The following is an 11,307-nucleotide window of genomic DNA, read 5'->3' as shown; positions in this document are numbered from 1 at the left end:
ACAGGGATGTTTTGGTCGAGCGTACAGGGACGTATTCACAGCGTGTCCCGGTAAGACATCCGCCTTCCATGGCGCACACGGCACTGCATCAAACAGCGTACCCAGGATTCTTGCTGTCCAAAAGCCGAACCAGCGCCGGCCAGGTCAACGCCGAAGCGCTACCCAATGATTGCGACTGATCCGCCGTCGTCTTGATGGCCTGCTCCGAAGGCATATAGGTCGGCCCGCAGCTCTGGGCCTTAACCTGAATTTCACAGGCCTTCATCAGGAAATACAGGTAAGTGAACGTCTCCGGCACATCCTGGCCCGCCGTCAGCACGCCGTGATTGCGGAGCAGCATCATCGACTTGTTACCGAGGTCGTGAATCAACCGCTCCCGCTCATCCAGATTCAGCGCCACCCCTTCGTAATCGTGATAGCTCAGATGATCCAGGCACAACATCGCGGTCTGGCTCAGAGGCAGCAGACCATCCCGGTGGGCGGACACCGCCACGCCATCGGGCGCATGCAGATGCATCACCGCGCCGGCGTCCTCACGGCCCATGTGCACGGCGCTGTGAATGGTGAAACCGGCAGGATTCACCCGGCTGACGCCGCCGGATTCCACCACCTGACCGTCCTTATCCACCTTCACCAGCGACGACGCGGTAATTTCATGGAACAGCAGGCCGTAGGGATTGATCAGGAAATGATGCTCTGGCCCCGGCACCCGTGCGGACAGATGAGTGAACACCAGATCGTCCCAGCCAAACAGCGCCACCAGGCGATAGGCCGCCGCAAGCTCAGTGCGCACCTTCCATTCCGCTTTTCTCAGATCCTGTTCGTTCGAGGGGTCATTTGTTGTTGTCATGATGATGTCCTTAAACCGTTGAAGGGTCATTTCAGCAGTGTACTAAATAAAAAAGGGGGTAGCTGACGCCACCCCCGCAAAAAGACCTCTGACTGGATCGAGAGGTCCCAGGCTCACAAGTCCAAAGCCTATTAACTTGCCTGTAGCAGAGAGGCGTAACGCTCCAGATGGAAATCGTCATCACCCAGTTGATGATTGATGGCGATCAGCCGCTTGGCGTAGTGGGCAAAGTTGTATTCCCAGGTCATGCCAATGCCGCCGTGCATCTGAATGCCGCTTTCGGAAATGAACTGACCGGCACGACCGATCACATTCTTGGCGGCGGCCAGCACGCGGCGGCGTTCATCGTTCTGCTCGCTGTCCGCCACGCTGGCGGCCAGGATGGCCATGGAGCGGGCCTGTTCCAGTTCGGACATCATGTCCACCATGCGGTGTTGCAACACCTGGAACTTACCGATGGGTACGCCAAACTGCTTGCGCTGCTTGAGGTAGTCCAGCGTCAGTTCGTTGGTCATCTCCATCACGCCGACGGCTTCCGCACACAGGCCTGCAACGGCGCGACCGGCCTGGTATTCGATCACCTCGGCGGCCTGGCCTTCGGTGCCCAGCAGTGCGTCTGCGCCAACCTGAACGTTGTTCAGGGTAATGTCACAGCCTTTGGAGCCATCGATGGTGGGGTAGCTGCGGCGATCGACACCGGCAGTGTCCGGGCTCAGGGCAAACAGGCTGAGGCCGCTGGCGTCGCGGCTGTCGCCGGAGGTGCGGGCCGATACGATGATCAGGTCGGCGCAATGGCCACCGGTAACCACCGCTTTGCGGCCGTTAAGCACGTAACCGTCGCCGCTTTTCTCGGCGCGGGTTTCCACGTCGTTCAGGTTGTAGAAACTTTGCGGCTCCTGCAGAGCGGCGGCGGCTTTCAGCTCGCCGCTGGCAATGCCAGCCAGCCACTGTTCTTTCTGGCTGTCATTGCCAGCCTGACCGATCAGCCCGCCGCCGAGAATGACGGACTGCAGGTACGGCTCCAGGCACAGGCCACGACCCAGTTCGGTCATCACTGACTGAACTTCCACACCGCCACCGCCAAAGCCGCCCAGCTCTTCAGAGAAGGGGACGGCGGTCAGGCCCAGTTCACTGAGCTGCCGCCAGAAATCGGCGCTGAAGCCGAGTTCGGTTTCGCTGAATTCCAGGCGCTTTTCAAAACTGTATTCACCGCGCACCAGGCGGGCCACGGTGTCCTGCAGCATCTGCTGTTCTTCGTTGAGTCGGAAATCCATGGTCGCCTCCTTAAAGCCCAAGAATCATTTTCGACACGATGTTCTTCTGGATCTCGTTGGACCCGCCGAAAATCGAGAGCTTACGGTTGTTGAAGTACTGCGCGGACAGCGGTGCGGCGTTTTCGTCCGACAGGAAGTCGCCGTCGTAGTCCATTGTCAGTTCTTCTTCCACAAACGGCAGCGCGTAAGGACCGATGGCGCGACGCGCCAGATCGTTGATGGCCTGACGAATTTCAGTGCCTTTCACTTTCAGCATGGAGCTTTCCGCCCCCGGCACGCCGCCACCTTCCACCGAGGCGATGATGCGCAAGTTGCTGATCGCGGCGGCCGTCAGGTCAATTTCCACCTTGGCGATGCGCTGGCTGAAAGAGGGATCTTCCAACAGCGGCTTGCCATTTTTGAGGCGGCGGCTGGCCAGTTGCTTGAGGTGCGTCAATGCGGCTTTGGAGATGCCGATGCCCGCCAACCCGGTACGCTCGTAGGTGAGCAGGTACTTGGCGTAGGTCCAGCCTTTATTCTCTTCGCCGACCAGGTTTTCAACCGGCACTTTGACGTCTTCAAAGAACACTTCGTTGACTTCGTGCTCGCCGTCCAGGGTGATGATCGGGCGCACGGTAATGCCCGGCGTGTTCATGTCGATCAGCAGGAAGGAAATGCCTTCCTGGTTTTTCACCTCGGTGTTGGTGCGTACCAGGCAGAAAATCATGTTGGCGTGCTGGCCCAGGGTGGTCCAGGTTTTTTGACCGCTAACGATGTAGTGGTCGCCGTCACGTACTGCGCGGGTCTTGAGCGAGGCGAGGTCGGAGCCGGCACCGGGCTCGGAATAACCCTGGCACCACCAGTCCTCGCCGCTGAGAATGCGTGGCAGGTACGTCTGCTTCTGTTCTTCGTTACCGAACTTGATGATGACCGGTGCCACCATGTTCACCCCGAACGGGATGGAGCGGGGCACGCCGTAGCGGCAGGACTCATCGTCCCAGATGTGCTTCTGTACCGGGGTCCATTTTACACCGCCGTATTCTTCCGGCCAGTGGGTGGCGTACCAACCCTGCGCACAGAGAATTTTCTGCCACCGCAGGTGGTCCTCTTTGGACAGGCGGCGGAACCCTTTCACTTTGGCGGCGATGTCCGCCGGCAGCTTCTCATCCAGGAACGCGCGCACTTCGTCGCGGAAGGCGAGTTCCTCGGCCGTGTAGTTCATGTTCATCGGATAACCTCGTCAATGCATTACAGCGAAAATATATACCGCATAGCAGAATTACTCAATGATCAATCAAAGATCGCAGTGCTGTCAATGATAATGAAACTGGAAAACACACAGTAACTACGACTTTCATCAAAATTTAGTTTCAAAGCCTTGTTGATGTGAAAAGCATCGTCTATATTCGCAAACACGGAAGCTGATACTGCTATGCGAAACCTATAAATCACTAAATACCGCACAGTGAAACAGCGTGATTGATTTGGTGTGGCTGAGTATCAGCACCGGAAATTTCAATAACAACGACATGCAATCAACTCCGTTAAGAGGTTTGAGATGACAACAACAACGCGTTTCCACGCACGCCCACTGGCCCGTGCCGTTGCCCTCGCCGGCCTGCCATTGATCGTTCTCGGCTCTGGCTCCGCTCTGGCACAAAGCTCTGAGCTCAGCGAACTCCGTGAGCGGGTGCAGTTGCTGGAAAGCAAACTGGAAGGTGCGGTGTCCACCGCGCCGGAACTGGAAGAAGACAACAGCTATCTGTTACGTGACGGCGACGGGATCAAGATTGGTGCCACCACCATTTCATTTGGTGGTTTCATCAAGGCTGACGCCATTTTCGGTTCTGATGGTAACGGCAGCTTCAACAGCTACAGCGTCGGTTTGCCACGGACCTACGCCAAGGCTGCCGCATCCGATGAGAGCGACTGGAAAACCGGTTTCTCCGCCCGGGAATCACGCATCAGTATCGGTACCAAGACCGACGACGTTGCTGGCCACACACTGACCACCTACCTGGAGATGGACTTCAACCAGGATCTTAACGACGGCCTCAGCGAGACCGGTAACGAGATTGTCTCCAACAGTTATTCTCCACGCCTGCGTCAGGCTTACGGTTCCTGGAATAACTGGGACTTCGGCCAGACCTACACCACCTTTACCGATCTGGCGGCGATGCCGGAAATTCTGGGGCAAGGCAAGCAGGCGGCCTTCATTTATGTCACCCAGCCGCAAATTCGCTACAACATGGCCGTGCCAGGTGGGAAGTTGATGGTCTCCCTGGAAAACCCCGAGGACGGTTACTACGGCAACTCCTATGACGATCAGTCCTACCCGGATCTCGCCATGCGCTACCAGATCCGCGGCAGTTACGGCTTCTACTCCATTGCCGGCCTGCTGCGAAACTTTGAAGACAACGCCGCGGACGAAACCCGAACCGACGGTGCGGTGTCCCTGAGTGCGCGTATCCCGACCATTGGCCGTGATGATCTGCGCCTGCAATACAGCTACGGTGCGATTGGCCGCTACATGGGGCTGTTGACCTACCCGGATGTGGATTTGGGAGCCCTGGCTCAGGGCGATGTTGAACCCCTGAAAACCTATGGTGCCACGGCCGCGTATCGCCATTTCTGGTCGCCGACATGGCGCAGCAACCTGACCGTTTCCCACACCGAAATTGTGGACGATCTGGAAGCGTCCCCGGCCGGTACGCTGAGTTATTTCGATTCCTCAACGTCGGTTCACGCCAACATCCTCTGGTCCGCTCATAAGAACCTGACGCTGGGTCTGGAATATTCCTACTGGGATTTCGGCGAGATCGCCACCAGCAGCAGCAACCAGTATGAGCAGGTGATGGCGTCCGCGAAGCTGAGCTTTTGATCCGCTAAGCGGTTAACCAATACGACGATTCTAAGGTGCTTTTGCACCGTTGCTTTGCCCCGGCGTGTTCCCCCGCTCCGGGGTTTTTTTTTGGCCGGCACATTGCCTTGTGGCGTGAAACACTCCTGCTAGGGCGTGGAGCTGTCCTGTGCTTTGGTCCGGAAGTCACCCGGTGTGTTCCCCGTCCAGTTTTTGAATCGTCGGTGAAAGGAGCGCACCTCGCTGAATCCCAGACGCAATGCAATGTCCTGAATACTGAGTTGGGAATTGAGGAGGTAGTCTCGCGCCAACTCGTGCCGGATGTCATCCAGCAGACGCTGATAGGACAGGCCCTCCTCGCCCAGTTTGCGCTGCAGTGTCCGCGCCGTCATGGCCAGTTGCTCGGCCACCATATCCTGTCGGGTCATTCCCTGTCGCAGTTGTTGATAGATCGCATGTCTGACGCGAGTGGCCAGACCATCGCGGTCGCCGAGGGTCTCCATACGGGTTCGGGCATGTTCCTCCAGAGTCTGTCTCAGGTCCGGGTCCGGTTGACGCAAGGGCGAGTTCAACAATGACTGGTGGAAACGGATGCGACTGTCCGGTTGGTCAAACCGCACCGGGCAGCCCCAGCGTTCGCGGTAGGCGCTTTCCAGTCCGGCTCCGGGTGAGGGGTGCTCCAGATCCACCTGTAGTGGCACCGGTCCATCATGACCTGAGAGCCAGCGGGCGTACTGTATCCAGGAGGCAAAGACGTTATCGATCATGTGGGGGCGCACTGCCGGGTCGGTATAGGCGCAAGCCCAGATCAGGTGCATGTCACCGCCCTGCCGCAAGACCCGGGTCACTCCCATGTCGCCCACCAGTTTCTCGTAGGGGGCGATCCGTGCGATCGCCTCTCCCAGGGTGGCACAGCTCATGGTGATGTAGCCCAGCACATTGTAAGACCCGGGCTGGACGTAGTCGCCACTGTACAGTCCCAGCAACGGGTTGCCGGTCTGTTCAGCGAGGATACGGATCAACGCCTGGAAATGCTTGCCGGGCACATGGCCCTGTGACATGGCTGGCAGGTCGGCAGGCAGACCGGCTTTACGGCACAGGGCGGCAATGTCCAGGCCTTCGTCCTGTGCCAGACGAAGATACTGCTGTGCGGCGGCGACTGAGGCGATGCCAAGGCTGTTGTCTGTCGTCATTTGTTCATTCAGTTGTCGCTGATCGACCGTGACAGGATTGTGGTAAAGGGTAATATTCTACACCTTAGTGTAACTGCATAAACGACAACAAGGAGCCACAAATGCGACGTTGGAACGGCTGGGGTGATGATCAATTCAATCTGGAGCTGCCTGCCAATGGCTCGGCGTTTCTTGCCGAGCGGATCGGCCGGGCCCAGCCGCTTCCCGATGCCACACTGGCGTCTGTACTGGCGCGAGTGCCGGAAACCCGCCTGCCACAACACGACAAGGTGATGACTGACGCTGAAACCCGCGTCCGCCATGCCCGCGGGCAGAGTCTGGCAGACTGGCTGGCCATGCGCAGCGGTGAGTTTGGCGTTTTCCCGGACGGTGTTGCCTTCCCGGAGAATTCGGAGGACGCGCGGGAATTGCTGGAATGGGCGGCGCAAACCGGTGCAACCGTCATTCCCTACGGCGGCGGAACCAGCGTGGCCGGTCACATTAACCCCAACCAATCCGACAAGCCGGTGCTCACCATTAGCCTTGCACGTATGAATCGTTTGCTGGACCTGGATCACGAGAGCCATATTGCCACCTTCGGTGCCGGTACGCCGGGGCCGTTGCTGGAAGCCCAGCTCAAGGCGGAGGGATACACCCTGGGGCATTTCCCCCAGTCCTTTGAACTGTCCACGATTGGTGGCTGGGTGGCGAGCCGATCCAGTGGGCAGCAGTCCCTGCGTTACGGACGCATTGAGCAGTTATTTGCCGGCGGACGCATGGAAACCCCTCGCGGTTCACTCACCATTCCCACCATTCCGGCGTCTTCGGCAGGACCGGACATTCGCGAGATGATTATGGGCTCGGAAGGGCGCATGGGATTGATTACCGAGGTTAAGGTGCGGGTCTCACCGCTGCCGGAGAAGGAGGCCTTCCACGTTATTTTCTTTCCAAGTTGGGCGGCCGCCCGCGATGCGTCCCGGAGCCTGGTTCAGTCGCGGGTCCAGCTGTCCATGATCCGGGTAAGCAACGCCAGGGAAACCGAAACCCAGCTGGCACTGGCCGGCCATGAGAAACTGATCGGGACTCTGGAGAAATACCTGGCTTTCCGTGGCGTGGCCGACGGCAAGTGCATGATGACGCTCGGTCTGACCGGCAGCAAAACCCAGTGCCGCGCCGCCCTGCGGGAAGTCCGGCGTAACAGTAAAGCTCACCGGGGTGTCTATACCGGTACCCATATGGGCCGTAAGTGGGCCGTGAAACGGTTCACCATGCCGTACCTGCGCGAAGCCCTCTGGCAAATGGGCTTCGCCGTGGACACGCTGGAAACCGCCACGGACTGGGACAATGTGGACAACATGATCAACCGGGTGGAGGACAACCTTCGCCATGGCCTGTCCGAAGAAGGTGAGGCCGTGCATGTGTTCACTCACCTGTCCCATTTTTACACCCAGGGCTGCAGCATCTACACCACCTACGTTTTCCGCGCCGCGGATGATTACGCCACGACCCACGCGCGCTGGCAAAAGCTCAAACAGTCTACGTCGCAATTGATCGTTGAGAACCGTGGCACCATCAGCCACCAGCACGGGGTCGGCAAGGACCACGCGCCTTACCTGCCGGTGGAAAAGGGCGAACTGGGTATGGAGGCCATTCGCTCCCTGTGCGACCTGTTTGATCCCGATGCGCGTCTTAATCCGGGTACATTGCTGCAGGAGGAATCCGGATCATGACAGGTGCCAACTTGCCGGCCTGGCCGCGTGAGTCGGTGCTTGATCGGTTGCGTGGCGGCGAGGAACACTATGATCTGGTCGTCGTCGGCGGTGGTATCAGCGGGGCCGGCATTCTGCGGGAAGCGGCACGGGCCGGCCTCAGGGCCCTGCTGGTGGAACAGCGGGATTTTGCCTGGGGCACCTCCAGCCGTTCTTCCAAGATGGTCCATGGCGGCCTGCGCTATCTCGGTAGCGGGCACTTCGGGCTGACGCGGGACGCGGTGCGCGAGCGTCAGCGGTTGTTGCAGGAAGCTCCGGGCCTGGTGGATCCACTGCCCTTCGTGATGCCGCACTTCCGTCGGCAATTCCCCGGGCCACGGCTGTTCGGAGCCCTGCTGTCGGTATACGACTGGATGGCGGGAGAACGCAATCACGAATACCTGAAGGGCGACCGGGTTCTCGAATGGGTGCCCGGCCTTAACCGTGATGGCCTGTATGGTGGCACTCGCTTCGCCGATGCGGTAACCGATGATGCCCGCCTGGTTCTGCGTACGCTGCATGAGGCGGTGAGTGATGGCGCTGATGTGCTCAACTATGTGCGTGCCGAGAAAGTAGAGCGTCACTCTGGTCGGGTGAAAAAACTGCACATCAGCAATGTCTTGAATGGCGAGACCCTGGGGGTCAGCGCCGATCTGGTAGTCAACGCCACCGGTGCCTGGACTGACACCCTGCGCTCCCAGTTGGGTGCGGAGAAGACGATCCGCCCCCTGCGCGGCAGCCACCTGGTCTTCCCCTCCTGGCGCTTGCCTGTCGTTTGTACCGTTTCCCTGTTCCATCCGGACGATGGCCGTCCGGTCTTCATTTTCCCCTGGGAAGGGGTGACGGTGGTCGGAACCACCGACCTGGATCACTCGCGGACCCTCGATGACGATGCCCGCATCACACCGGAGGAGGTGGATTACCTGCTGGCGATCGTCGGCCAGGTTTTCCCGGACAGCGGCGTCGGCCCCTCCGATGTGCTGAGTACCTGGGCCGGTGTGCGTCCGGTGGTGGGAGGGAACGCCAAAGACCCCTCAAAGGAAAACCGGGAGCATGCCATCTGGGACGATGGTGGCGTGATTAGTGTTGCCGGAGGCAAACTCACGACGTTCCGGTTGATTGCCCAGGATGTCCTCACCAGGGGACTGCCGTATCTGGACAAGCTGGAAGCCGCAAGCTCCAGTGCGCCCATGTTCCGGCACCCACCGCCGCCGGGGAGGCGACCCGCATCGATTTCCTGCCGTCAATGGCGGCGTTTGCAGGGCCATTATGGTGAGCGGCTGCCCGAGGTACTCGTGGCTGGGCCTTTGGGACCGGTGGCGGACACTGACACCCTCTGGGCCGAGCTGGTGTGGAGTGCCGCCAATGAGAGCATCCAGCAGCTGGACGACCTGCTCCTGCGACGGACCCGGGTCGGACTGTTGCTCCCCCGGGGTGGTGAGGTCGCCCTCGACCGTTTGCAGGCGCTTTGCACTCCCGTGCTGGACTGGTCCGCTGAACGGTGGCAGGTGGAACGGAATCAATACCTTGAGCTTTGGCGGCAGGCCTACAGTCTGCCTGATGAAGGGGTGGGCGCATCATGACGGCTCCGCTGATTCTGGCCATCGATAACGGCACCCAGAGCGTGCGGGCCTTGCTGTTCAATCTGGAGGGCGAACTGGTTGGCAAGGGCAAGGAAGAAATCGAACCCTATTTCTCGGATCAGCCTGGCTGGGCTGAACAGCACCCCGACTATTACTGGCAAAGTCTGGGCAAGGCGTGCAACAAGCTCTGGGCGGATACGGATGCTCGCCCGGACGAGGTCAAGGCGGTCACTGTCACCACCCAGCGTGGCACCGTATTGAATCTGGATCACAACGGTGACTTACTGCGCCCGGCGATCACTTGGCTGGACCAGCGCCATGCCCGCGTGGATGGCCCGGTGCGGGGGCTATGGGGCTGGTTCTTCAGGCTGCTGAGGTTACAGGGCACCATCCGACAGTTTCGGGAAAATGCCCAGGCCAACTGGATTGCCCAGAATCAACCTGATATTTGGAATCGCACGGACAAATTTGTCCTGCTTTCCGGTTATCTGAACTGGCGTCTGACCGGCCGTATGGTGGACTCTGTTGGCAGCCAGGTGGGCTATATCCCGTTCGACTACAAGCGTCAGACCTGGGCCGGCAAACGGGACTTCAAATGGCAATTGATGCCGATTAGACCGTCCATGCTGCCGGAACTGGTGCAACCGGGGGAGAAAATCGGAGCGCTGCAAGCCGAAGCCGCCCGCCACCTTGGTGTCCCCGAGGGGCTTCCTGTCATGGCCGCGGCCTCGGACAAGGCCTGTGAAATTCTCGGTTCCGGCGGTCATGCGCCGGACATCGGCTGTATGAGCTATGGCACCACGGCCACCATCAACACCAACAGTGCCCGCTACGTGGAACCGATCCGTTTTATGCCGCCGTATCCCTCGGCAATTCCGCACCATTACTGTACTGAGGTCATGATCTACCGTGGTTTCTGGATGGTGAGCTGGTTCAAACGGGAGTTCGGCCAGCGGGAACAGCGCATCGCCGAGGAGCGCGGAATCCAGCCGGAAGTCTTGTTCGACGAACTGGTTAACGAAGTGCCACCGGGTTCCATGGGACTGACGCTGCAGCCGTACTGGTCACCGGGCGTTCGTCAGCCGGGGCCCGAGGCCAAGGGCGCGATCATCGGTTTCGGTGATGTGCATACCCGCTCGCATATTTACCGTGCCATTCTGGAAGGGCTCGCCTATGCCCTGCGTGAAGGCAAGGAGCGGATCGAGAAACGCACCGGCGTACCGATCACCCGTTTGCGGGTGGCCGGTGGTGGCTCCCAGAGTGATGCCGCCATGCAACTGACGGCGGATATCTTCGGCCTGCCGGCGGAACGTCCTCATACCTATGAAACGTCAGGGCTGGGAGCCGCAATCGATGCAGCCGTGGGCATGGGCTATTACCCGGATTTCGAAACGGCGGTTGAGAAAATGACGCGGGTGGGACAGGTGTTCGAGCCAAACCAGGAAGCCCGGAAGCTGTATGACCGGTTGTATCGGGAAGTCTACCAGGGCATGTACGGGCGTTTGCAGCCGCTGTATGCGCGTATTCGTGATATCACCGGTTACCCGAGGTAGGCCCGCATCGCGTACAAAACGGCCAGCGCATGCCTCGATCCGGGAGTGTCGGATTAGCCAACGGCGTAATCCGACACTCTTTACGGCAGGGTATCAGCTGAACGCTGCGATCCCGGTCTGGCCACGGCCCAGAATCAGGGCGTGCACATCGTGCGTGCCCTCGTAGGTATTCACCGCTTCCAGGTTCATCACGTGGCGGATCACGTGGTACTCGTCGGAGATGCCGTTACCGCCGTGCATGTCACGGGCAACCCGGGCAATGTCCAGGGCTTTGCCGCAGTTGTTGCG

At 59.6% G+C, this 11,307-nt stretch carries 9 protein-coding genes; 4 read left to right on the top strand and 5 right to left on the bottom strand.

Going from position 1 to position 11,307, the window contains the following annotated elements:
* Nucleotides 1-88 precede the first annotated feature (88 nt).
* The 3 genes from WD429_RS01655 to WD429_RS01645 form a co-directional block, all read right to left on the bottom strand.
* The gene (locus WD429_RS01655; RefSeq protein WP_368420434.1) at nt 89-850 is read right to left on the bottom strand and encodes a class II aldolase/adducin family protein; all 762 of its coding nucleotides are present in this window, start codon (nt 848-850) and stop codon (nt 89-91) included.
* 131 nt (nt 851-981) lie between these two features.
* The gene (locus WD429_RS01650) at nt 982-2,124 is read right to left on the bottom strand and encodes an acyl-CoA dehydrogenase family protein (protein ID WP_368420433.1); all 1,143 of its coding nucleotides are present in this window, start codon (nt 2,122-2,124) and stop codon (nt 982-984) included.
* 10 nt (nt 2,125-2,134) lie between these two features.
* Nucleotides 2,135-3,331: an acyl-CoA dehydrogenase family protein gene (locus tag WD429_RS01645; protein ID WP_368420432.1), complete on the bottom strand. Its 1,197-nt coding sequence runs from the start codon at nt 3,329-3,331 to the stop codon at nt 2,135-2,137.
* Between the two features lie 330 nt (nt 3,332-3,661).
* Between WD429_RS01645 and WD429_RS01640 the strand changes: the two genes are divergently transcribed.
* Nucleotides 3,662-4,984: a DcaP family trimeric outer membrane transporter gene (locus WD429_RS01640; protein ID WP_368420431.1), complete on the top strand. Its 1,323-nt coding sequence runs from the start codon at nt 3,662-3,664 to the stop codon at nt 4,982-4,984.
* Between the two features lie 128 nt (nt 4,985-5,112).
* Here WD429_RS01640 and WD429_RS01635 read toward each other — a convergent pair whose 3' ends face one another.
* Nucleotides 5,113-6,156: an AraC family transcriptional regulator gene (locus WD429_RS01635; protein WP_368420430.1), complete on the bottom strand. Its 1,044-nt coding sequence runs from the start codon at nt 6,154-6,156 to the stop codon at nt 5,113-5,115.
* Nucleotides 6,157-6,257: 101 nt separating this feature from the next.
* Here WD429_RS01635 and WD429_RS01630 point away from each other — a divergent pair, with 101 nt between their 5' ends.
* From WD429_RS01630 to WD429_RS01620, 3 genes are read left to right on the top strand one after another with little or no spacing between them, the layout of a single operon-like run.
* A complete protein-coding gene (locus tag WD429_RS01630) occupies nt 6,258-7,865 on the top strand; it encodes an FAD-binding oxidoreductase (RefSeq protein ID WP_368420429.1) in 1,608 nt (535 codons plus the stop codon).
* Complete coding sequence (locus WD429_RS01625) at nt 7,862-9,466, top strand: FAD-dependent oxidoreductase (protein ID WP_368420428.1); 1,605 nt, start codon at nt 7,862-7,864, stop codon at nt 9,464-9,466. Before WD429_RS01630 ends, WD429_RS01625 begins: the two co-directional genes overlap by 4 nt.
* Nucleotides 9,463-11,019 carry an FGGY-family carbohydrate kinase gene (locus WD429_RS01620; RefSeq protein WP_368420427.1) on the top strand — a complete coding sequence of 519 codons (1,557 nt, stop codon included), beginning with the start codon at nt 9,463-9,465 and terminating at the stop codon, nt 11,017-11,019. Before WD429_RS01625 ends, WD429_RS01620 begins: the two co-directional genes overlap by 4 nt.
* Before the next feature lie 93 nt (nt 11,020-11,112).
* Here the strand turns inward: WD429_RS01620 and WD429_RS01615 are convergent.
* Nucleotides 11,113-11,307 (bottom strand): acyl-CoA dehydrogenase family protein (locus WD429_RS01615; protein ID WP_368420426.1); only part of this gene is annotated, 195 nt, incomplete at its 5' end.

It is taken from the genome of Marinobacter sp. (genome assembly GCF_040904845.1).
In the GTDB taxonomy this organism is placed as follows: domain Bacteria; phylum Pseudomonadota; class Gammaproteobacteria; order Pseudomonadales; family Oleiphilaceae; genus Marinobacter.
The sequence above is the reverse complement of the archived record's forward strand: the minus strand, read 5'-3'. Positions and strand labels throughout refer to the sequence as shown.

Excerpts from the sequence above, each read along its gene's own strand:
- WD429_RS01625 (WP_368420428.1), top strand. The coding sequence starts at position 7,862 with ATGACAGGTGCCAACTTGCCGGCCTGGCCGCGTGAGTCGGTGCTTGAT.
- WD429_RS01645 (WP_368420432.1), bottom strand. The coding sequence starts at position 3,331 with ATGAACATGAACTACACGGCCGAGGAACTCGCCTTCCGCGACGAAGTG.
- WD429_RS01620 (WP_368420427.1), top strand. The coding sequence starts at position 9,463 with ATGACGGCTCCGCTGATTCTGGCCATCGATAACGGCACCCAGAGCGTG.
- WD429_RS01655 (WP_368420434.1), bottom strand. The coding sequence starts at position 850 with ATGACAACAACAAATGACCCCTCGAACGAACAGGATCTGAGAAAAGCG.
- WD429_RS01640 (WP_368420431.1), top strand. The coding sequence starts at position 3,662 with ATGACAACAACAACGCGTTTCCACGCACGCCCACTGGCCCGTGCCGTT.
- WD429_RS01650 (WP_368420433.1), bottom strand. The coding sequence starts at position 2,124 with ATGGATTTCCGACTCAACGAAGAACAGCAGATGCTGCAGGACACCGTG.
- WD429_RS01630 (WP_368420429.1), top strand. The coding sequence starts at position 6,258 with ATGCGACGTTGGAACGGCTGGGGTGATGATCAATTCAATCTGGAGCTG.
- WD429_RS01635 (WP_368420430.1), bottom strand. The coding sequence starts at position 6,156 with ATGACGACAGACAACAGCCTTGGCATCGCCTCAGTCGCCGCCGCACAG.